Genomic DNA, 22564 nt, shown 5'->3' on the forward strand with positions numbered 1-22564 from the left:
TTATTTTCCTCCTTTATCTGCAGATTTCTTTTCTGGCAAGATTTCGCCACGGTAGATCCATGTCTTAACGCCAAGTTGACCATACGTGGTAGTAGCTTCTACCCAAGCGTAATCAATGTCAGCCCGTAACGTATGCAATGGAACCGTACCGTCTGAGTAAGTTTCAACACGTGACATGTCGGCCCCATTTAAACGGCCAGCAACTTGTGTCTTAATACCCTTAGCGCCTGAACGCATTGTACGTTGCATAGCACCACGCATGGCACGACGGAAAGCAACACGGCCTTCCAATTGACGTGCAATACTTTCACCAACTAATTTAGCATCTAAATCAGGTTTCTTGATTTCGATGATGTTGATGTGTACTCGCTTACCAGTTAATTCATTTAATTCTTTACGAAGTGCTTCAACTTCAGAACCACCCTTACCAATAACCATCCCTGGTTTAGCGGTATGGATTGAAATGTTTACGCGATTTGCAGCGCGTTCGATTTCAACGGTGGAGACGGAAGCGTCGGCAAGTCGTTTTTCAATATACTTACGGATACGTAAATCTTCGTTTAAGTAAGTTGCAAAATCTTTTTCAGCATACCATTTTGCTTCCCAGTCGCGAATGATTCCTACACGTAATCCGGTTGGATTTACTTTTTGACCCACGCGTTATCCCTCCTATTTTTCAGTAACTGTGATCGTAATGTGGCTAGTCCGCTTGTTGATTGGTGAAGCAGAACCTTTTGCCCGTGGACGGAACCGTTTTAAGGTTGGTCCTTCGTTAACAAAAGCTTCGCTAACGACCAAATCTTCACGATCTAAGTCAAAGTTGTTTTCAGCGTTGGCAACTGCTGAAAGTAGTACTTTTTCAACTACTGGTGATCCACCCCGTGGAGTGAACTTTAAGATTGCTAATGCTTCGGCAACGCTTTTACCTCTGATAAGATCGACAACTAGGCGGACCTTACGAGCGGCGATACGAACAGTTTTTGCAGTTGCGCGTGCAGATGTTACTTGTTCAGCCATTCTTTATCCTCCTAACTTTTACTTAGTTGTCTTATCGTCTGTACCATGACCATGGAAAGTCCGTGTAGGTACAAATTCACCTAACTTATGACCGACCATATCGTCTTGGATATAAACTGGGACATGCTTGCGACCATCATAAACAGCGATTGTGTACCCAATGAAACTAGGGAAAATTGTTGAACGACGTGACCACGTCTTAATGACAGATTTCTTGTCAGAATCAGATTGTGCATCGATTTTCTTCAATAAATGCGCATCTGCGAAAGGTCCCTTCTTTAAACTACGACCCATCTTGTGACCTCCTCTCGAGAGTTACAGTGAATTTCGACTATTAATGTTTGCCTGGACGACGACCACGAACGATAAGCTTGTTTGAACGAGCCTTCTTGTTCCGAGTCTTCTTCCCAAGGGTTTTCTTACCCCATGGCGACATTGGTGATGGATGACCGATTGGAGCCTTACCTTCACCACCACCATGAGGGTGATCGTTAGGGTTCATTACAGAACCACGAACCGTTGGACGTTTACCTTGCCAACGCGTACGACCGGCTTTACCAGAATTGATCAATTCATGTTGTTCATTACCAACAGTACCAATAGTAGCACGGCCAGTTAAGAGAACTAAACGAACTTCACCAGATGACAAACGCACAATGGCATATTTGCCTTCCTTACCAAGTAATTGAGCAGACGCACCAGCAGAACGTGCTAATTGGCCACCCTTACCAGGCTTCAATTCGATATTGTGAATAACAGTACCAACAGGAATGTTAGCTAATGGTAAGGCATTCCCAACCTTGATATCAGCTTCGACACCAGATTGAACTTGCATCCCAACTTCCAAACCTTTTGGTGCTAAGATATATGATTTTACCCCATCACCGTAAACTACTAAAGCAATGTTAGCAGTCCGATTAGGATCATATTCAATCGCTTTAACCGTAGCTGGAACTTCATCTTTAATCCGCTTGAAGTCAACTAAACGGTATTGTTGTTTATGACCGCCACCACGATGACGAACAGTGATGTGACCATAACTGTTACGACCGGCTGTATGACTTTGTGAGTCTAATAATGACTTTTCAGGTTTTGTCTTAGTGATTTCAGCAAAATCTGAAGCAGTCATATTACGACGGCCGTTAGTGGTTGGTTTATACTTCTTAATACCCACTAGAGTTACCTCCTATAAATAGATTTAGTCTTGATCTTTGTCGTTAAACAATTTAATTTCGTTTGAATCAGGAGTTAAGGTAACAACGGCCTTACGACGCTTCTTAGTGTAGCCAGCGTAACGACCTTGACGCTTAAGTTTCCCTTTAACGTTCATAATGTTGACTTTAACGACTTTAACATCGAAGATTTCTTCGATAGCTTTTTTAACTTGTGTCTTTGTCGCCTGTACGTTCACATCAAATGTGTAGCGCTTGTCGTCCAAGTTAGCCATTGATGCTTCAGTGATTACAGGACGTAAAATTACATCGCGTGCTTCCATTATGCGAGCGCCTCCCCTAATTGATCGAGGGCTTTTTGGGTAACGACTAATTTGTCGCTGTTAGCAACATCTAAGACGTTCACACCATTAGCTTTGATGATCTTAACATTTGGTAAGTTACGACCTGCCAAAGCAGCCTTTTCGTTGTCGGCTTCAACTAAAACCAAAGTCTTAGTATCCACATTGAGGTTATTTAATACGTTAGCAAATTCCTTAGTCTTTGGTTGGTCGAAAGCTAAAGTTTCAACGGCGACTAAGCTATTGTCCAATACTTTTTGTGAAAGGACGGACTTCAAAGCTAAGCGCATAACCTTCTTAGGTAATTTGTAGCTGTACGAACGTGGAGTTGGTCCGAAGACAATCCCACCTTTACGCCATTGTGGCGAACGGATTGAACCTTGACGCGCACGACCGGTACCCTTTTGACGCCATGGTTTCTTACCACCACCGCGACGAGCACTACGGTTCTTAACTGCGTGTGTCCCTTGGCGTAATGATGCTCGTTGCATCAAGATTGCGTCAAAGACGACGTTTTCGTTTGGTTCAACACCAAATACGGCATCGTTTAAGGTGACGTCACCATTTTGCGTACCGTCTTGTTTGAATAATGCTACGCTAGTCATGTATTATGTCCTCCTTCCTTATTTACTCTTTACAGATGTTTTAATCGTAACGAATGATTTGTTAACGCCAGGAACGTTCCCTTTGATCAACAATACGTTATTTTCAACGTCGGCCCGAACAACTTGCAAGTTTTGCATTGTCCGTTGGTGATTACCCATCCGACCTGGTAATTTCTTACCTTTGAAGACCCGGTTGATAATAGCACCTAATGAACCTGGGCGACGATGGTAACGAGACCCATGGGCCATTGGTCCACGACTTTGTCCGTCTTTATGAATATTACCTTGGTAACCATGACCTTTAGTGATACCCGTAACGTCAACGGCGTCTCCGGCTGCAAAGATATCAGCCTTGAGTTCGTCACCTACTGTGTATTCTCCAAGCTCAACATTACGAATTTCACGAATGAAGCGCTTAGGAGTCGTTTTTGCTTTTGCTGCATGACCTTGAGCAGGTTTGTTAGTCAAGACTTCACGCTTATCGCCAGTACCTAATTGGATTGCTTCGTAACCGTCATTTTCAACGGTCTTAACTTGCAACACAACGTTAGGTTGAACTTCGATAACTGTCACTGGGATTAATTCCCCGGCTTCAGTGAAGACTTGCGTCATTCCTACCTTTTTCCCTAAGATTCCTTTAGTGGTCATGAGTACACCTCCAATTAATTGATATATTTTGTATTAAAGCTTGATTTCAATATCTACACCGCTAGGCAAGTCTAATTTCATTAATGAATCGACTGTCTTTGGCGTTGGGTTAACGATATCGATTAACCGCTTGTGAGTCCGCATTTCGAATTGTTCACGTGAGTCCTTAAACTTATGTGGTGAACGTAGGACCGTGTAAATCGTCCGATCAGTTGGTAAGGGAATTGGACCAGAAATAGTAGCACCAGTTCTCTTTGCCGTTTCGACAATCTTATCAGCTGATTGATCAAGAATACGGTGTTCGTATGCCTTTAAACGGATACGAATTTTTTGCTTTGCCATTGTTGTGACCTCCTTCGTCTATTTTAAAAATAAGACTAGCTCCGTGAAAATTACCGCCACGTCCCATGACAATGTGGCCGGGCGTGTCGCAACCTTTCACATCAAAGCTAACTACGACTACTTGATGCCGGGGGGTACAATACTCCCCTTCTAAATACCAAGCACAATCTATAATAACTGAAAAGCTTTGTAATATCAAGTGTTTCCACACTTTTTTAGAACCATCGTTGTAAACCGTGTTACCTTTTTTGAACCAGCACCAATAAATGTAACATAAATTCAATTGAAATAGTAGTCCTTTCAGACTTTTATTTCTAGATTAGCGGTTAGCACGCATGGATTCACGCATACGTTTTAAAAATCACTGACCTACTGTGGCAACTCATTGCCAATTGGCTCAATCATTCCTGTTTGTCATAACGCACGACGTTATTTGCAATAATACGCTCGTTTAACGTGAGTTGCAAGCAGAACCACATCTTAATTTTAAAATACCGCGTGATTCGGTTAAGCAACGCCCACATGCTTTTTAATACCCCTGCCCTGCCGACTGTCATCCTTAATTTGTTTGCAAGGTCATCTTACTCGCGTAGGGGCTCAAGTTTAATTCAACGTTACTGTTTTTCAGTCACTCATCAAACGACCCATACGCTCTATTATAATAGAAGTAATTGACTTTAAAGCGATAGCGAAAGACGCCTGAGACCCTACTCAGCCGTCTTTAAGCTAGCATTATCTAATGAGCATACAAAAAAAGATGCTGAGTCTAAGACTCAACATCTTCTTTTTAATCAAGATTAATCTTCGACAGGAGTGCCGCCATTTTTCTTGATAATATCAGCTTGAACTGACTTAGGTACCTTTTCGTAATGATCAAAGCTCATTGTGAAGGTCCCACGGCCTTGCGTTGCAGAACGTAAAGTCGTTGCATAACCGAACATTTCAGCTAACGGTACAAAGGCATGGACTTCTTGAGCGTTCCCACGTTCTTCCATCCCTTCGATTGTCCCACGACGAGCGGTAACATGACCCATAACATCACCTAAGTAATCTTCTGGGGCCACGATATCAACCTTCATGATTGGTTCCAAAATAACAGGACCAGCACTCTTAGTGGCATTCCGTAAAGCTAATGAAGCGGCAATCTTGAAGGCTGCTTCACTAGAATCGACATCATGGTAAGACCCATCATAGAGTTTTGCCTTAACATCAACCAATGGATAGCCAGCTAACACACCGTTGGCCATAGCTTCCTTCAAACCTTGTTCAACTGAAGGAATGTATTCACGAGGAACAACCCCACCGACGATGGCATCTTCGAATTCGAAGCCTTTACCTTCTTCGTTAGGTGTAAATTCAACCCAAACATCCCCATATTGACCTTTACCACCAGATTGGTGAACGAACTTACCTTGGACCTTAGTTGCTTTCGTGAAGGTTTCACGATAAGAAACTTGAGGTGCACCAACAGTTGCTTCAACGTTGAATTCACGACGCATCCGGTCAACGATGATGTCCAAATGTAATTCACCCATCCCAGCAATTAAAGTTTCACCAGTTTCTTGGTTAGTTTCAGCCTTGAAAGTAGGATCTTCTTCAGAAAGCTTTTGTAAGGCAACGTTCATCTTATCTTGGTCAGCCTTAGTCTTAGGTTCAACGGCAACCTGGATAACGGGATCAGGGAATTCCATTGATTCCAAATGATATGGATGTTCAATGGAAGTCAATGAGTCCCCAGTAGTCGTGTTCTTCAAACCAATCGCAGCGGCGATATCACCAGAGAAGACTTCTGGGATTTCTTTCCGTTGGTTAGAATGCATTTGAAGTAAACGACCAACACGTTCACGTTTGTCTTTGGTAGCGTTCAAGACATATGAACCAGATTCCAAAGTCCCTTGATAAACTCGGATGAAAGTCAAACGACCAACGAATGGGTCAGTAGCAACCTTAAATGCTAAGGCAGCGAAAGGCTTATCATCACCGGCAACCAAGTCAACATCTTCATCAGTTTCAGGATCAGTGGCTTTATAAGGCTTAACATCAAGTGGTGATGGTAAGTAGTCAACAACTGAGTCCATCAACATTTGAACACCCTTGTTCTTGAAAGCTGAACCAGCTAAAACTGGGAAGAATTCAAGTGCTAAGGTACCCTTACGAATAGCGGCTTTGATTTCTTCTTTAGAAATTTCTTCACCACTAAGGTATTTTTCCATGATTTCATCATCGATATCAGCTAAAGCTTCGATCAAATCATCACGAGCAGCTTGGGCTTCTTCTTTGTATTCATCAGGAACGTCAACCGTATCCCATTCCGTACCAAGCTTATCTTCATCATAAAGATCAGCTTTCATTTCGATTAAGTCAATGACCCCTTCGAAATTGTCTTCGGCACCAATTGGTAATTGGATAGCATGAGCGTTAGCTTGTAAACGATCATGGATCGTGCTTACAGAGTACTTGAAGTCCGCACCAATTTTATCCATCTTGTTAACGAAAACGACACGAGGAACGTTATACGTTGATGCTTGACGCCAAACTGTTTCAGTTTGGGGTTCAACACCAGCTTGAGCATCTAAGACGGCAATCGCACCATCCAAAACCCGAAGTGACCGTTCAACTTCAACCGTGAAGTCAACGTGTCCTGGGGTATCGATAATGTTGATACGGTGGTTTTTCCACTGTGCAGTCGTTGCAGCAGAGGTAATGGTAATCCCACGTTCTTGTTCTTGGGCCATCCAGTCCATTTGTGAAGCACCATCATGGGTTTCACCAATTTTATGGATTTTACCTGTGTAGTACAAGATACGTTCGGTAGTGGTAGTCTTACCAGCATCGATATGGGCCATAATACCAATGTTACGAGTCTTATCGAGTGAAAATTCTCTTGTATTAGCCATTAGTAAAGTGTTTCTCCTCTCAAAATTAAATAGAAGTTATCAAAAACTTTTCTTAAAAAAATGACTACTATATGCTCACATATAATAGCCACCTTGTTGTTACGTTTAGTCAAAGGAACCCTTTAACCAAACCATGAAGATATTACCAACGATAATGCGCAAAGGCACGGTTGGCTTCAGCCATACGGTGAGTATCTTCCCGCTTCTTAACTGAGGCACCAGTATTGTTGGCAGCATCCATGATTTCACGAGCTAACCGGTCGGACATGGTATGTTCGCCACGTAAACGTGCATATTGAACGATCCAACGAAGGCCCAAAGTCGTTTTACGATCTGGACGAACTTCGATAGGAACTTGATAGTTAGAACCACCGACACGGCGAGCTTTAACTTCAAGTACTGGCATAACGTTCTTCATTGCTTCTTCGAAGACATCTAAAGGTTCGTTACCAGTTTGTTCTTTAATTTGATCAAACGCATCATACAAGATAGTTGATGCAGTCCCGCGTTTACCATCTAACATTAGGTGGTTAATTAAACGCGTTACTAACTTAGAATCGTACATTGGATCTGGCAAAACTTCGCGCTTTGCTGGTTGTCCTTTTCTTGGCATTTAACTTACCTCCCTATTCTTTTGGCTTCTTAGTACCGTACTTGGAACGGCCTTGGCGACGATCTTCGACACCGGCAGTATCCAAAGTACCACGGATAACATGGTAACGTACACCAGGTAAATCCTTTACACGACCACCACGAATTAAAACAACACTATGTTCTTGGAGGTTATGGCCAATACCAGGAATGTAAGCTGTAACTTCGATTAAGTTAGATAAACGAACACGTGCGTACTTCCGCAAAGCTGAGTTAGGCTTCTTTGGAGTCATGGTACCGACACGAGTCGCAACCCCACGTTTTTGTGGCGCTGGGTTCTTAGTTGCAACCTTCTTGTAACTGTTATACCCGAAGTTTAACGCTGGGGCATTTGATTTTGATACTTTAGACTTACGGCCTTTACGAATCAATTGATTAATTGTTGGCATGTTCTAAAGTGTCCTCCTTCCAAAAATGTCTGAGTTTTTAAGTCCACACATCCAGGTGGTTCTTTTTTTGATAAAAAAGAAGCCCGAATGGCGGCGATATTGTGCGCTAGAGCCGACCAGTCAGCATGTCTGTATTCCTATACAGGAATCTGTCTGCAAAAAGCACCTTTACTAGAATAGCATGATGCTTTAGGTGTGTCAACAAATGAAATCAAGTTTTCTTTGCGTAGTTACCTAATAGTTAGCGCAACTTTAGAAAGGTGGTCTCACTTTGTTTCTACTCATCAGTTATTATTTTAGTATCGGCGCTTGTCTCGGCTCATTCATTACTTGCATGGCCGAGCGCGTCAGTTATCAACAACCAGTCTTTAAGTCAACCGCGCGATCACAATGTCCCTATTGTAAACAAAACTTACGGGTTTGGCAACTCCTGCCATTAATAGGTGTCCTACTTCAACGCGGCCGCTGTTGGGATTGTCATCACCGCATCAACTTACGCTCCACATTAGTTGAACTGCTATGTGGCACCCTGTTGGCAGTCACCCTACCAACCGTTAGTTTGAGCTTAGTCCCATTACTGCTTGGTTACGGGGTGCTCTTATTCAACAGCCTCACCGATTATTTAACCTTTAGTGTCTATCCACTGACCTTAGTCTTACCAGCAAGCATTGGGTTGTGGCTACAACCACCCCAACTAAATGGACCGTTCTATCTGCTACTTGGCTTACTGCTAAGTTTGTATCTTCTCGCCAAATTCACGCACAAGTTTGGTCTGGGTGATGTGGATATCTTAATCATGCTGACTTTGCTAGCAACTCCAGCCGTTGTCTTAACGAGTCTGACGATTGCTGCTGTCGGCGCATTAGTCATTTTACTACTGGATCGACGACGTACCCATCTGCCATTCGTTCCCTTCTTAACCTGGGGATTTATCCTGTGTACACAGTTGGTGTGACTTCATACAATTTGGATTATCGATAACTCAGCTTCTATCCGCACAGTCATCAAAAAAACACAATGACCATAGATAGTATTAACTTGAAATGTAAATTGCCAGTTGCCATTTTATCCCCACCCGTTTTTTAAACTCAAACACTAATTAAAAAAATAGTTTGCACTCAGTTAACGTCGGGCGGGCCAGCATTGGCTCAGTGGTGTCATTTGACTTAGTCGATGGGTTTCCGACTTAGTCAAAGCCCGGCTTTTGAGACCGCCCTTCGGCTCAAAAACGCGGCCACCACGTTCCAGCCAATGCTGGCCCAACCAGAGTGGTAACCTTAGATTCAAAACAGCATTAATGACGACACAAAAAGGACGACCATCACTGGTCGCCCTTTTCAACATACTTAGCAATTACTTGCTAGCATCTTGTTCTTGCATTTGTTTTTCAAGGTCGCTAATTGAGTAAACCCCATCAGCCACGTTGCCAACTTCCTTAGGCTTGATATGCCGATAATTAGGCATCCCAGTCCCAGCAGGAATAATCTTACCAATGATGACATTTTCCTTAAGACCGATCAATGGATCGTTCTTACCACGAATAGCCGCATCAGTTAAGACCCGAGTTGTTTCCTGGAATGAAGCCGCTGATAAGAAACTGTTCGTTTCCAAGGCAGCCTTGGTAATCCCAAGAATAACTGGCCGTGACGTTGCTGGAATTCCACCAGCGATTAACGTTTTGTAGTTTTCATCCTTAAAGTCAGCAATATCCATCAAGGTCCCAGGTAAGACATCAGTGTCACCTGGATCCATGATCCGAACTTTACGGAGCATTTGACGAATCATGATTTCCACGTGCTTATCGCCAATTTCAACCCCTTGCATCCGATAAACCCGTTGGACTTCACGGAGCAAGTAGTTTTCAGTTGATAAGACATCGCGAACCTGAATTAATTGCTTAGGATCGATTGACCCAACGTTCAACGCAGCCCCACGGTGAATAAAGTCTCCTTCACTAACTGCCATACGAGCAGTCAATGGTAAGGTATACGTCCGGGTATCAGTTTCACCCTTAATCGTAACTTCCTTCGTCCGTTCAGCTGGGTTTTCTTCGATTGATTCAACTGTCCCAGTAACTTCAGTGATTTCGGCACGCCCTTTAGGATTCCGTGACTCAACAATTTCTTGAACACGAGGTAACCCTTGGGTGATATCGTCTCCGGCAACCCCACCAGTATGGAAAGTCCGCATGGTTAATTGGGTACCAGGTTCACCGATTGATTGTGCAGCCACAGTCCCAACGGCTTCACCGACTTCAACTTCGTCACCGGTAGCCATGTTACGACCATAACAATGTTCACAAACCCCATGCTTGGTATTGCAAGTAAAGGCAGAACGAATGGTGACTTCGGTAACACCGGCGTCAACAATCTTAGCAGCCAATTCTTCATCAATCATGACGTTGTTGCCAACAATTTCTTCATGTGTTTCAGGGTCAAAGACGGTCTTCATCGTGTAACGACCAAGAATCCGGTCATACAATGGCTCGATGACTTCGTTGCCGTCCATGATGGCTTCGATCCGCAAACCGCGATCCGTGCCACAATCCTTTTCACGCACAATAACATCTTGGGCCACATCGACAAGTCGACGAGTCAAGTAACCAGAGTTGGCAGTCTTCAAGGCCGTATCGGTCATCCCTTTACGAGCCCCATGGGTTGAAATAAACATTTCCAAGACAGACAAACCTTCACGGAAGTTTGACAGGATTGGTAATTCCATGATCTTCCCATTAGGAGCGGCCATCAAACCACGCATCCCAGCTAACTGAGTAAAGTTAGAAATGTTACCACGCGCACCAGAATCACTCATCATGAAGATTGGGTTGTCTGGACTGAAACTATCGATCAGCTTCTGTTGAATCTGATCCTTAGCGTCGTTCCAAACACCAATAACCCGTTCATAACGTTCGTCATCGGTAATTAACCCACGACGGAATTGTTTTGAAATTGTGTTAACTTGCTTATGAGCTTCATCGATAATCGCTGGCTTTTCTTTCAAGTCAGTAATATCGGCAACCCCAACCGTCAAACCAGACTTAGTTGAAATGTTGTACCCTAAGTCCTTCATCCGGTCAAGCAAGAGTGACGTTGCCGTCACATGATATTGTTTGTAAACTTCAGCGATAATGTCGGCTAAGAAGCCTTTCTTAAATGGCATGATAAGCTCCTGCGCATCTAAGAATTGATGAATATCTTCACCAGGCTTCAAGAAGTACTTGGCCGGTGTCCCATTAATCAAGTTATCATTAGTAGGTTCGTTCAAGTAAGCAAATTTACCAGGTAAGATGTTGTTAAAGATTGCTTTACCAACCGTCGTTACCAAGACCGTTTGCCGTTGTTCGTCAGTGAATGGCTTGTCAGGCATTGATGAAACTTGAATCCCAACCCGGCTGTGCATGTGCACATAACCAGCTTGATAAGCTTTTTGAGCTTCGTTCAAGTCTTTAAAGATCATGCCTTCACCTTCACGACCAACTTCTTCAGTCGTCAAGTAGTAGTTACCGATAACCATATCTTGAGATGGGGTAACCACTGGCTTCCCATCCTTAGGTGCCAAGATATGATGCGCCGCTAACATCAGCAAGCGGGCTTCGGCTTGGGCTTCATCTGATAAAGGTAAATGGATGGCCATTTGGTCCCCATCGAAATCGGCATTGTAAGCTTCACAAGCCAATGGATGTAACCGCATCGCTTTACCACTAACCAAGACAGGTTCGAACGCTTGAATCCCTAAACGGTGAAGCGTAGGGGCCCGGTTTAAGAGCACTGGATGTTCTTTGATGACATCTTCTAAGACGCCCCAAACATCGTCATCTTCACGTTCGATCTTCCGCTTAGCATTCTTGATGTTCGATGCTAATTCGCGTTTAACCAATTCTTTCATGATGAATGGCTTAAAGAGTTCCAACGCCATTGGACGTGGTAACCCCATTTGGTTCATCTTCAAGAATGGGCCAACATCGATAACTGAACGACCAGAATAGTCAACCCGCTTACCAAGTAAGTTTTGACGGAACCGACCTTGTTTCCCTTTTAACATATGTGAAAGGGACTTCAATGGCCGATTACCAGGCCCAGCAACAGGACGGCCACGACGACCGTTATCAATCAAAGCATCAACGGCTTCTTGAAGCATCCGTTTTTCGTTTTGCACGATAATTCCAGGCGCATTTAAGTCTAATAAACGCTTCAACCGGTTGTTACGGTTAATAACCCGACGGTACAAATCGTTCAAGTCAGAAGTGGCGAAACGCCCACCTTCCAATTGAACCATTGGCCGTAAGTCCGGGGGAATGACCGGAATAGCATCCATTACCATCCAAGCCGGTTCGTTACCAGAGGTTACGAAGGCTTCAATGATATCAAGACGCCGGACGGCCCGCGTCCGTTTTTGACCAGAAGCTTCTTTCAAAGCTTCCTTTAAATCACGTGCTTCTTTTTCAAGATCCACGTCATTTAATAACCGTTTGATGGCTTCAGCACCCATTTCAGCATCGAATTCGTTGCCGTATTGGGCTTTCTTTTCACGGTATTCCCGTTCAGAAAGCAATTGCTTCTTTTCCATTGGTGTATTACCAGGTTCGATAACCACGTATGAAGCGAAGTAAATGATTTCTTCAAGTGCACGGGGGCTCATGTCTAAGACTAAGCCCATCCGGCTAGGAATCCCTTTGAAGTACCAGATATGTGTCACTGGTGCGGCGAGTTCGATATGCCCCATCCGTTCACGACGGACTTTACTACGGGTAACTTCGACCCCACAACGGTCACAGACAATCCCCTTATAACGGATCCGTTTGTATTTACCACAAGCACATTCCCAATCCTTAGTAGGACCGAAAATCCGTTCGTCAAACAGACCGTCTTTTTCAGGTTTCAATGTCCGATAGTTAATGGTTTCCGGCTTTTTAACTTCGCCATATGACCAGCTGCGAATCTTGTCTGGGGATGCCAGACCGATTTGCATGCTCTCAAACTTGTTGACATCGATCAAAGGACCGACCTCCCTTTTTATTGATTATCTTGGTGCGCGTTAGTCGTTGCGTCGGCAGCTGGCTTTTCAGCTTTAGCGGCTTGATCAGCGGCTTTTTCTTTTTGTTCTTTTTCTTGCTGGAATTTGCTTAAAGCATCAACGTTAACGACATCATCATCGTCATCGTCCATATCCCGCAATTCGATTTCTTTGTCTTCAGCATCCAAGACCTTCATATCAAGGCCAAGTGCTTGTAATTCCTTAACCAAGACCCGGAATGATTCGGGAACCCCTGGCTTAGGAATTGGTTCGCCCTTAACGATAGCTTCGTAGGTCTTAACCCGACCAACCACGTCATCGGACTTGTAAGTCAAGATTTCTTGCAAGGTATAAGCAGCCCCATAAGCTTCCAAGGCCCAAACTTCCATTTCACCGAAACGTTGGCCCCCAAATTGCGCTTTCCCACCAAGTGGTTGTTGTGTAACTAAGGAGTATGGTCCGATTGAACGAGCATGGATCTTATCATCAACCATGTGACTAAGCTTCATATAATGCATGACCCCGACAGCCACTCGTTTGTCGAATGGTTCACCGGTCCGACCATCATAGACAATCGACTTACCGTCTTCATCAATACCAGCTTCACGAACAGCCTTCCAAATATCAGAATCACGAGCCCCATCAAAGACTGGTGTGGCCATGTGGATGCCTAACTTACGAGCAGCCATCCCTAAATGCAATTCCAAAACTTGTCCGATGTTCATACGTGAAGGCACACCCATTGGGCTCAACATGATATCAATTGGGGTCCCATCTGGCATGTATGGCATATCTTCTTGTGGCACAACGATAGAAACAGTCCCCTTGTTACCATGACGACCGGCCATCTTGTCACCAACTTGAATCTTCCGCTTTTGTGCAATGTAAACGCGGACCATCATGTTGACACCAGGTGAAAGTTCATCCCCGTTTTCACGAGTAAAGATCTTCACATCCTGGATGATACCGCCGCCACCATGAGGAACCCGCAGTGACGTATCCCGAACTTCGCGGGCTTTTTCACCGAAGATAGCGTGTAACAAACGTTCTTCAGCTGATAATTCAGTAACCCCTTTAGGCGTTACCTTACCAACTAAGATGTCACCGTCTTTAACTTCAGCACCAACGCGGATGATTCCATCTTCGTCAAGGTTCTTTAAAGCGTCTTCCCCAACGTTAGGAATTTCACGGGTCATTTCTTCAGGTCCGAGCTTGGTGTCACGCGCTTCTGATTCATATTCTTCAATATGGATTGACGTGTAGACATCTTCACGAACCAAACGTTCATTAATAATGATGGCATCTTCGAAGTTATAACCGTTCCAAGTCATGAAGGCAACTAATGGGTTTTGCCCTAAAGCTAATTCCCCACCTTCCATGGCTGGACCATCGGCTAAGACTTCGTCGTTATCAACGTGATCGCCAACTTTGACGATTGGCCGTTGGTTGTAGTTCTTACCACCGTTTGAACGACGGAACTTCATTAATTTATAGTTATCAAGTGAACCATCGTCACGCCGAACCCGGATTTCACGAGCATCAACGTATTCAACAGTCCCTTCATGCCGGTTGATCAAAGCGATCCCCGAGTCATGGGCGGCCTTATATTCAATCCCAGTCCCGATTAATGGGGCATGTGGATCAACTAACGGCACGGCCTGACGTTGCATGTTGGCACCCATCAAGGCCCGGTTGGAGTCATCGTTTTCCAAGAAAGGAATACATGCCGTGGCAACGGCAACCACTTGTTTAGGTGAAACGTCCATGTAATCGACATTTTCGATTGACGTTTCCAAGTTTTCTTCCTTATCCCGAGCTAAAACGGTGTCTTCAACGAAGGAACCATCGTCATTTAATGGCGAGTTCGCTTGGGCAATGACAAATTGGTCTTCTTCATCAGCCGCCAAGTAGTCAATCTTGTTCGTAACCTTATGGGTGGTCCAATCGACACGACGATAAGGCGTTTCGATGAACCCATAACGGTTAACTTTGGCATATGATGACAAACTGTTGATCAACCCGATGTTAGGACCTTCAGGCGTTTCGATTGGGCACATCCGCCCATAATGGGTATAGTGCACGTCTCGAACTTCATAACCGGCCCGGTCACGAGTCAAACCACCAGGTCCTAAGGCTGATAAACGCCGCTTATGCGTTAATTCACCTAAGGGGTTGGTTTGATCCATGAATTGAGACAATTGTGATGACCCAAAGAATTCCTTGATTGAAGCGACCACTGGCCGAATATTAATCAATTGTTGTGGCGTTACGGTTGCGGCGTCTTGAATTGACATCCGTTCACGAACAACCCGTTCCATCCGGGATAACCCGATCCGGAATTGGTTTTGCAACAATTCACCAACGGAACGAATCCGCCGGTTACCCAAGTGATCAATATCATCAGTTGAGCCGATACCTTCGCGCAAATCAAAGAAGTAGTTAATTGCCGAAATAATATCAGCTGGCAAGATATGCTTGTACTTGATATCAATGTTGGCATTACCAATCACATTAACGACTTTTTCAGGATCGTTTTCTGAATAGACTTTAACGACTTGTAAGACCATTGGGTTGGTGACAACCGCTTCATCAGAAGGAGTATACGTAATCGTCTTGAAATCGTCACGTTCCAAGTATGGTGCTAACTTAGCCATGACGTTCTTGTCAATCACATCACCCTTTTGCGCAATAACTTCACCAGTATCAGGGTCAGCTAAGGTTTCAGCTAAGGTTAGATCCATTAAGCGGGTCTTCATACTTAACTTCTTGTTCACCTTGTAACGCCCAACTGGGGCAAAATCATAACGCTTTGGATCAAAGAAGCGCGCTGTCAATAAACTCCGTGAGCTATCAGCAGTCTTAGGTTCACCAGGACGTAGTCGTTCGTAAATGTCCTTTAACGATTCTTCAACACGGGAATCGTCGGTATTCTTATGCACATCTTTTTCCAACGTTAACATCAAACTGTCAGTTTCGCCCAACATGTCGATGATGTCATCATCAGAACCAAAGCCTAAAGCCCGAACTAATTCGGTCAACGGAATCTTCCGCGTCCGGTCAATCCGAACGTATGAAATGCTCTTGGCATCCGTTTCAAGTTCTAACCAAGCGCCTCGGTTAGGAATAACCGTGGTGCCATAGCTAGGACGCCCATTTTTATCTAATTCTTCATTAAAGTAAACGCCGGGTGAACGAACCAATTGTGAAACAATGACCCGTTCGGCACCATTAATAATAAACGTCCCTTGTTCGGTCATTAATGGGAAGTCGCCAAAGAACACGTCTTGTGACTTAATTTCACCAGTTTCATGGTTGGTTAGTCGTAAAGTCACGTGTAATGGTGCTGAATAGTTCGCATCATGTTCACGGGCTTCATCGACGGTGTACTTTGGTTCTAGTAATTGATAGTCGACAAATTCAAGTGAAAGTTTCCCTGCAAAATCATCGATTGGCAAAATATCTTCAAACATTTCCCGGAGACCTTCATCCAAGAACCATTGGTAAGAATCGGTTTGGATTTCGATCAAGTTAGGCAAATCAAGAACTTCCTTGATACGCGCATAACTTCTACGGGTACGGTGTTTACCGTATTTAACTAAATGTCCGGCCAAGTTGTTCACCCCTTCTTATTATTCCGTGACTCGCCACTTCGATTCAAATATTACATTTGTGTTACAAATGCAGTTTGACCCGAATTTTGGGCATAAAAAAACCAAAAATAGTCATTTAAGTTGGCTATTTTTGGATTTATATTAACAAATCGCGCAGACAATAGATTGCGCATTTGTTCGAGTTCACGGTTACAGACAAGTTATAATATACAACTAAACTAGTTCAGTGTCAATAATTATCCTCGTTATTTCGAGTCAATCGCGACGCCAAATAAAATCATCTTAAGTAATGTTTGAATCTGAGTCCGCTCATCAGCTTGCGGATCACCAATTCGATGGAAGCTATTGAACAACGGGCTCAAACTCGTTAAGTAAAAGTTAGCGGCCATCGCCGGGGTCACCCCATCCTGCAAGTGTAGCTCCGGTTGCGCAAAGCAACGCTGTAATGGTTGCACATAGTCACTCATAAAGATGCCACCTAATTCACGCATATGCGTTGGTGATAACTCTTTAAAACTCGTGTGAATCAATGTGAACACATCAGCCGGATGCTTGTGTGTTAATAGTAATGAAACTTCTGTCAATTGTTCTAACGGCGATTCCTGCGACTGCGTCAAGATATCGGTAATCCCCTGTCGAACCTCATCGCCGACCGTGGTAATGACTGCTAGGAAAATGACTTCCTTATCCTTAAAGTGATGATAAAGAGCCGGCTGCGTAATCCCGATGGCCTTGGCAATGTCTCGTGTACTTGTCGCCGCATAGCCATGCTTTAAAAATAACTCGCGAGCCGCATCTAAAATGGCCTGATGGGTTTTCGCCAGCTGTTCCGCACGCGTTACCATGCACATCACCCTCCTTCCAAAGTTTCCCTAGTATAATTTACACCATTTTGTCGACGAGCGCGAGGGGGTGTTTGATGAATGGGCTAAATAAAATATGGTCTTTACGTAGTTGAATCAGATTGCCACTCTGGTTGGTCCAGAATCGGCTGGAACGTGGTGGTCGTGTTTGGAAGCCAAAAGTGCGGTCTTCCGATCCGGGCTTTATCTAAGTCGGAAAATCACCGACCAAGATAAACGACACCACTGAGCCAATTCTGGCCCGCCCGCCGTTAACTTGCAAAACTTGAAAAATTAACGATTAATTATTTTCAGTTCAGTCATTTAGCCGAGAGATTGGGTTCTAAAATACTCAGACGTGCCGTCAGCTTTGAGCAATAACCAACTGATAACCCTATCCAGCATCGACAGCTATCAATACAAAAAAGTCCAACGTCACCACATTAGGCAACATTGGACTTAGTCTGATTAACCTTTATTTCGAAGAAACGGTCGAACGACCATCTGACGAACTTGGTTGATTTTTAACATTAATGGTAATAACACCCTTGCTGGCACCAATCGTGACTTGATCGTCAACTTTGATTTCACCAGTTAATAAGGATTCACTTAAGCGATCTTCAACTTCAGCTTGGAGGGCCCGCCGAATCGGCCGTGCCCCGTATTCTGGATCAAAACCAGCTTTAGCTACGACGTCAATTGCCGCTGGCGTAATCTTAATCTTAATACCTTGTTGGGCAACCCGGTCAACAATTTCTTGCGCCATCAACTTCACGATTTCGTGGAGTTCTTCACGGTTCAAGGAATGGAAGACGATGGTTTCGTCAATCCGGTTCAAGAATTCTGGACGGAAAGCCTTCCGCAGTTCTTCTCGAATCGTGGTTGAAACAGCTTGGTAATCATTAGCCTTATCAACCGCACCGAACCCAACAGACTTTTCATCCCGTAAGGTCGTCGCACCTAAGTTAGACGTCATGATTAAGATCGTATTCCGGAAGTCCACTTTACGGCCTTTTGAATCCGTCAAGTAACCGTCATCCAAGACTTGCAATAAAATATTGAAGACATCAGGGTGTGCTTTTTCAACTTCATCGAAGAGGACCACAGAGTAAGGCTTTTGACGGACCTTTTCTGTTAATTGGCCCCCTTCGTCATAGCCGACATAGCCTGGCGCTGAACCAATCAAACGACTGGTTGAGTAACGTTCCATGTATTCAGACATATCAATCCGAATCATGTTGTCTTCGGAACCAAACATCGCTTCAGCCAACGCTTTCGCCAGTTCGGTCTTCCCAACCCCAGTCGGTCCAAGAAACATAAAGGACCCGATTGGCCGACTTGGATCTTTCAACCCACTCCGAGCCCGTCGAATCGCGCGAGCTACCGCTGAAACGGCTTCTGGTTGACCAACGACTCGTTCATGCAAAATCTTTTCCAAGTTCACTAACCGTTCGCTTTCAGATTTTTGCAATTGCGTTAACGGTACGCCAGTCCATTCAGCAACGACTTGAGCGATATCTTCGCCAGTCACTTCTAGACTATACTTAGGCGCATCGCCAGCAGCGGCTTCTGCATCGTGGTTAGCTTGCTGGGTCTCTAACCGTTGCTTGAGTTTCATTTCTTGTTTACGGATTTCAGCCGCTTGTTCGAAATCTTGATCCTCAATGGCTGTTTCCTTTTGTTGCCGCAAAGTGGATAACTTATCCCGGTTCTTGGACAGCTTGGTTGGCTTGTCCATCTGATCAATCCGAACCTTCGCAGCGGCTTCATCCATTAAATCAATCGCCTTATCAGGTAAGAAACGGTCGCTAATGTAACGACTAGATAAGGTTACCGCTTGGCTAACAGCTTCATCGGTGATATTAACATGATGATGGACTTCATAGCGAGGCCGTAAACCGGTTAAAATTTCAACCGCTTCGTCATTAGTTGGTTCATCAACCATGACAGTGGCAAACCGCCGTTCTAACGCGGCATCGGATTCAATATACTTTTGGTATTCATTTAAAGTGGTTGCCCCAATAGTTTGGAGTTCGCCACGTGCTAACGCTGGCTTCAAGATATTGGAGGCATCAATCGCCCCTTCAGCACCACCAGCACCAATTAAGGTATGCAATTCATCAATAAATAAGATGACATGCCCATCATTGTAGATTTCGTCGATCACTTTCTTCAAGCGATCTTCAAATTCACCACGATACTTGGTTCCAGCAACTAATGACCCCATATCTAGCATCATTAAGCGTTTGTCAGCCATATCACTTGGCACATCGCCAGCGATAATCTTTTGGGCTAACCCTTCCGCAATCGCTGTCTTCCCAACACCGGGTTCACCGATTAAAACCGGATTGTTCTTCGTCCGGCGTGACAAGATCTGAATGACCCGCTTAACTTCCTTAGCACGACCAACAACCGGATCCATTTGTTTTTCACTGGCTAATTGCGTTAAATCACGCGCTAATGAATCCAAAGTTGGGGTGCCTTCTGTGCGCTTGCCATTGCCACCACGGGCCGGACCATTACCTTTACGCTTGTTCATGGCATCACTGACACCCAACTTGCGTAAAACAACTTTGCGAGTTTGACCCAAATCTAAGTTTAAGTTCATTAAAATACGCGAGGAAAGGATACTCTCATCGGATAACATGGCTAACAGCAAATGTTCGGTCCCAATCTTATTGGCACCTAACCGCTTCGCTTCATCACCCGCCACAGATAAGATCTCCTTGGCTTTTGGTGAATATGGCAAATACGTGTCTTTACCAACATTGCTTAAAGTCCCGTAGCCAGTAAAGCGTTCGATTTCTTCACGAATATCGTCTTCCGTCACCGCGTATTGTTGTAAAACTTTATTAGCAATCCCATTCTTTTCAATGGCTAAAGCCAATAATAGATGTTCCGTGCCCACGGCTTGATGTTTAAAATACTTGGCCTGTTCTTGGGCCAAGACTAAGACACTTTTGGCACTGGGGGTAAATAGGTTATCCATTGCGTTTCCTCGCTTTCTTAGCTTTCATAGCGCAGATGGTTCAAAATTCCAATAATAATCCGCGCGCGTAAACTGTTCTCTAAATCATGATCGTCAACCCCTAAGGTATTGCGATCAGTTGCGACTAATATCAATTGCGCCTCGCGCTGACTTAAAACCTCATCTTCGTAGAGACTTTGAACAACCGCGTAGGCATCCCGCTGGGTGATTGAATCCCCAATCACTTGAATCAAGGTATCCAACACGTCAGCATCATCGACTAGGTTAACCTTTTCAATCCGAATATACCCGCCACCGCCACGCTTACTTTCAACTAAGTAGCCATTTTGAATGGTAAAACGAGTCTTAATCACATAGTTAATCTGCGAAGGTACCACGTTGAATAAATCCGCGATCTCAGACCGCCGAATTTCAACCTGCTCAGCGTCCGCCAAAATACTTTTTAAATATTTTTCGATGATATCGGAGATATTTTGACTTTGCATCTGAATCACCCTTTACATTATCTTTGACTAATATTGACTATTATTATACGAGGATAATCACAAATTGCAAAGAATAATACCTAAATGACGGCGGGAACCAACGCCCCACGGTTGTTTCAGCATAGCACGCCCCCGGCAAGCTTTCAATTGTTTGGACCAGGATTTTCGCAAATAAATGAGAATTACATTAGGGAATTCGTAACCGAGTCAATATAACTAAATTTATCCACCGAATGGCCCAGTAACGACTGTGTTTAACCACTTACTGACCAGCCATCCAGTTATCATTGTGTGACGGGTCATCGTCAAGATTTATCAAGATACTTAATTAAGTGACTCATTGCCTTAATCAAATCATCATTTAAATAAGGTCTTAAAAAGGCACAAAAAAAGCGTGACTGTATTCAGCCACACCAACCGTCTTTATTTATCGGGAAAACAGGATTTGAACCTGCGACCCCTACGTCCCGAACGTAGTGCTCTACCAAGCTGAGCTACTTCCCGTTAAAAAGATTAAATAAAAAGCCCTAGTTCAGAAAACTAAGACTGTTGTAATCGATCGGGAAGACAGGATTCGAACCTGCGACCCCCTGGTCCCAAACCAGGTGCTCTACCAAGCTGAGCTACTTCCCGATACCAATGCACCCAGTAGGAGTCGAACCTACAACCTTCTGATTCGTAGTCAGACACTCTATCCAATTGCGCTATGGGTGCAAATTAAAATGCCGAGGACCGGGATCGAACCGGTACGGTTATCACTAACCGCAGGATTTTAAGTCCTGTGCGTCTGCCAATTCCGCCACCCCGGCAAATTAAAAGCGGAAGACGGGATTCGAACCCGCGACCCCCACCATGGCAAGGTGATGTTCTACCACTGAACTACTTCCGCAAATTAAAAGCTATTAAGTTGTAAATGCCGACTAGAGGATTCGAACCTCCGACCTCCTCATTACTAGTGAGATGCTCTGCCAACTGAGCTAAGTCGGCATGATAGTGCGGGTGAAGGGACTCGAACCCCCACGTCGTAAGACACTAGAACCTAAATCTAGCGCGTCTGCCAGTTCCGCCACACCCGCATGATCTTATTCATGCCGTTGTCGCGACTAACAACCTTACTTAATTACGCCTTTTGACAACTATTTAACTTTATCATGATGTTAAATGCTTGTCAACGTTTTTTTTAATTTTCTGGATAAACATGCTTTTTCAATGAATAAAAACTCATGTTTTTTCCGACAAGAAATATTATAGCACTGCTTTTGAATTTAGCAAACCCTTTTTCTAAAAAAAATTGAATTAAGCCTAAAGGACTGTCAGATTTCTTGCAACAACGGGCTTTTGCTGATGATGATTTTGAATTATGACTAGCTGCTAAGTGCTGACAACCGGCCTCAGTTAACAGTCCCGTTCACCTCACCAACCGTGATCGTGCCCCTTCCAACCTCATACCAGCTTTATCAGCCACCTTTTCTCAGCGTGCCGTTACAATCAGTTGCGACACTAATATTAACGTCAAACTGATTAATTATTCAACCTTGCCCGCTGACGATTTAATCCAGCAT

At 44.1% G+C, this 22564-nt stretch carries 17 protein-coding genes, 7 tRNA genes and 1 pseudogene; 2 read left to right on the plus strand and 23 right to left on the minus strand.

The features are described 5' to 3' along the window. The 11 genes from rpsC to rpsL form a co-directional block, all read right to left on the minus strand. Entirely contained in the window at positions 1-657 is a 657-nt protein-coding gene (gene rpsC, locus FFM77_RS09490; RefSeq protein ID WP_137635530.1) for a 30S ribosomal protein S3, read from the minus strand. A gap of 12 nt (positions 658-669) precedes the next feature. Next, positions 670-1017, minus strand: a complete 348-nt coding sequence (gene rplV / locus FFM77_RS09495; protein ID WP_137635531.1) for a 50S ribosomal protein L22 — start codon at positions 1015-1017, stop codon at positions 670-672. A gap of 18 nt (positions 1018-1035) precedes the next feature. Then, entirely contained in the window at positions 1036-1311 is a 276-nt protein-coding gene (rpsS, locus tag FFM77_RS09500) for a 30S ribosomal protein S19 (RefSeq protein ID WP_024624524.1), read from the minus strand. Between the two features lie 40 nt (positions 1312-1351). After that, positions 1352-2191 (minus strand): 50S ribosomal protein L2, encoded by an 840-nt coding sequence (gene rplB, locus FFM77_RS09505; protein WP_137635532.1) that lies wholly within the window; start codon positions 2189-2191, stop codon positions 1352-1354. A gap of 24 nt (positions 2192-2215) precedes the next feature. After that, positions 2216-2512: a 50S ribosomal protein L23 gene (rplW, locus tag FFM77_RS09510; RefSeq protein ID WP_137635533.1), complete on the minus strand. Its 297-nt coding sequence runs from the start codon at positions 2510-2512 to the stop codon at positions 2216-2218. Beyond that, positions 2512-3135 carry a 50S ribosomal protein L4 gene (gene rplD, locus FFM77_RS09515; protein WP_137635534.1) on the minus strand — a complete coding sequence of 208 codons (624 nt, stop codon included), beginning with the start codon at positions 3133-3135 and terminating at the stop codon, positions 2512-2514. The genes rplW and rplD overlap by 1 nt, the downstream gene beginning before the upstream one ends. An 18-nt stretch (positions 3136-3153) precedes the next feature. After that, the gene (gene rplC, locus FFM77_RS09520) at positions 3154-3783 is read right to left on the minus strand and encodes a 50S ribosomal protein L3 (RefSeq protein WP_137635535.1); all 630 of its coding nucleotides are present in this window, start codon (positions 3781-3783) and stop codon (positions 3154-3156) included. A 33-nt stretch (positions 3784-3816) separates the two neighbouring features. After that, positions 3817-4125: a 30S ribosomal protein S10 gene (gene rpsJ, locus FFM77_RS09525; RefSeq protein WP_137635536.1), complete on the minus strand. Its 309-nt coding sequence runs from the start codon at positions 4123-4125 to the stop codon at positions 3817-3819. Between the two features lie 797 nt (positions 4126-4922). After that, entirely contained in the window at positions 4923-7022 is a 2100-nt protein-coding gene (gene fusA / locus FFM77_RS09530; RefSeq protein WP_137635537.1) for an elongation factor G, read from the minus strand. Between the two features lie 142 nt (positions 7023-7164). Further along, complete coding sequence (rpsG, locus tag FFM77_RS09535) at positions 7165-7635, minus strand: 30S ribosomal protein S7 (protein WP_137635538.1); 471 nt, start codon at positions 7633-7635, stop codon at positions 7165-7167. Positions 7636-7648: 13 nt separating this feature from the next. After that, entirely contained in the window at positions 7649-8062 is a 414-nt protein-coding gene (rpsL, locus tag FFM77_RS09540) for a 30S ribosomal protein S12 (RefSeq protein ID WP_137635539.1), read from the minus strand. A 334-nt stretch (positions 8063-8396) separates the two neighbouring features. On the opposite strand from rpsL, the pseudogene FFM77_RS14315 reads away from it, so the two are divergent. Next, positions 8397-8546 (plus strand): annotated as a pseudogene (locus FFM77_RS14315) (prepilin peptidase); the annotation flags it as partial. A gap of 48 nt (positions 8547-8594) precedes the next feature. Further along, the gene (locus tag FFM77_RS14255) at positions 8595-9017 is read left to right on the plus strand and encodes a hypothetical protein (protein WP_263390727.1); all 423 of its coding nucleotides are present in this window, start codon (positions 8595-8597) and stop codon (positions 9015-9017) included. Positions 9018-9415: 398 nt separating this feature from the next. Here the strand turns inward: FFM77_RS14255 and rpoC are convergent, their stop codons facing one another. The 12 genes from rpoC to FFM77_RS09605 all read right to left on the minus strand — a co-directional run bounded on the left by rpoC (position 9416) and on the right by FFM77_RS09605 (position 22078). Next, positions 9416-13057 (minus strand): DNA-directed RNA polymerase subunit beta', encoded by a 3642-nt coding sequence (rpoC, locus tag FFM77_RS09550; protein ID WP_137635540.1) that lies wholly within the window; start codon positions 13055-13057, stop codon positions 9416-9418. A gap of 17 nt (positions 13058-13074) precedes the next feature. Next, entirely contained in the window at positions 13075-16695 is a 3621-nt protein-coding gene (rpoB, locus tag FFM77_RS09555) for a DNA-directed RNA polymerase subunit beta (protein ID WP_171001596.1), read from the minus strand. 236 nt (positions 16696-16931) lie between these two features. Further along, positions 16932-17531, minus strand: a complete 600-nt coding sequence (locus FFM77_RS09560; protein WP_137635542.1) for a TetR/AcrR family transcriptional regulator — start codon at positions 17529-17531, stop codon at positions 16932-16934. Between the two features lie 472 nt (positions 17532-18003). Further along, positions 18004-20517: an ATP-dependent Clp protease ATP-binding subunit gene (locus FFM77_RS09565; protein ID WP_137635543.1), complete on the minus strand. Its 2514-nt coding sequence runs from the start codon at positions 20515-20517 to the stop codon at positions 18004-18006. Positions 20518-20534: 17 nt separating this feature from the next. Next, complete coding sequence (locus FFM77_RS09570; protein ID WP_137635544.1) at positions 20535-21002, minus strand: CtsR family transcriptional regulator; 468 nt, start codon at positions 21000-21002, stop codon at positions 20535-20537. A 430-nt stretch (positions 21003-21432) separates the two neighbouring features. Continuing rightward, positions 21433-21506 (minus strand) — tRNA-Pro (locus FFM77_RS09575). Positions 21507-21561: 55 nt separating this feature from the next. Continuing rightward, positions 21562-21635, minus strand: a tRNA-Pro gene (locus FFM77_RS09580). 7 nt (positions 21636-21642) lie between these two features. Continuing rightward, positions 21643-21716: transfer RNA gene (locus FFM77_RS09585), tRNA-Arg, on the minus strand. 9 nt (positions 21717-21725) lie between these two features. After that, positions 21726-21811, minus strand: a tRNA-Leu gene (locus FFM77_RS09590). A gap of 8 nt (positions 21812-21819) precedes the next feature. Continuing rightward, positions 21820-21891, minus strand: a tRNA-Gly gene (locus FFM77_RS09595). Between the two features lie 25 nt (positions 21892-21916). Then, a tRNA-Thr gene (locus FFM77_RS09600) sits at positions 21917-21989 on the minus strand. Positions 21990-21996: 7 nt separating this feature from the next. Continuing rightward, positions 21997-22078: transfer RNA gene (locus tag FFM77_RS09605), tRNA-Leu, on the minus strand. Between the last annotated feature and the right edge of the window lie 486 nt (positions 22079-22564).

Origin of the sequence: Lactiplantibacillus songbeiensis (genome assembly GCF_005405125.1) — a bacterium.
Classification (GTDB): Bacteria; Bacillota; Bacilli; order Lactobacillales; family Lactobacillaceae; genus Lactiplantibacillus; species Lactiplantibacillus songbeiensis.

Bases quoted from the DNA above. Each gene is read 5' to 3' on its own strand.
- rpsJ (WP_137635536.1), bottom strand. From the start codon at position 4,125: ATGGCAAAGCAAAAAATTCGTATCCGTTTAAAGGCATACGAACACCGT.
- rpsG (WP_137635538.1), bottom strand. From the start codon at position 7,635: ATGCCAAGAAAAGGACAACCAGCAAAGCGCGAAGTTTTGCCAGATCCA.
- rpsS (WP_024624524.1), bottom strand. From the start codon at position 1,311: ATGGGTCGTAGTTTAAAGAAGGGACCTTTCGCAGATGCGCATTTATTG.
- FFM77_RS09560 (WP_137635542.1), bottom strand. From the start codon at position 17,531: ATGGTAACGCGTGCGGAACAGCTGGCGAAAACCCATCAGGCCATTTTA.
- rplW (WP_137635533.1), bottom strand. From the start codon at position 2,512: ATGGAAGCACGCGATGTAATTTTACGTCCTGTAATCACTGAAGCATCA.
- FFM77_RS09570 (WP_137635544.1), bottom strand. From the start codon at position 21,002: ATGCAAAGTCAAAATATCTCCGATATCATCGAAAAATATTTAAAAAGT.
- FFM77_RS09565 (WP_137635543.1), bottom strand. From the start codon at position 20,517: ATGGATAACCTATTTACCCCCAGTGCCAAAAGTGTCTTAGTCTTGGCC.
- fusA (WP_137635537.1), bottom strand. From the start codon at position 7,022: ATGGCTAATACAAGAGAATTTTCACTCGATAAGACTCGTAACATTGGT.
- rplV (WP_137635531.1), bottom strand. From the start codon at position 1,017: ATGGCTGAACAAGTAACATCTGCACGCGCAACTGCAAAAACTGTTCGT.
- rpsL (WP_137635539.1), bottom strand. From the start codon at position 8,062: ATGCCAACAATTAATCAATTGATTCGTAAAGGCCGTAAGTCTAAAGTA.
- rplC (WP_137635535.1), bottom strand. From the start codon at position 3,783: ATGACCACTAAAGGAATCTTAGGGAAAAAGGTAGGAATGACGCAAGTC.
- rplD (WP_137635534.1), bottom strand. From the start codon at position 3,135: ATGACTAGCGTAGCATTATTCAAACAAGACGGTACGCAAAATGGTGAC.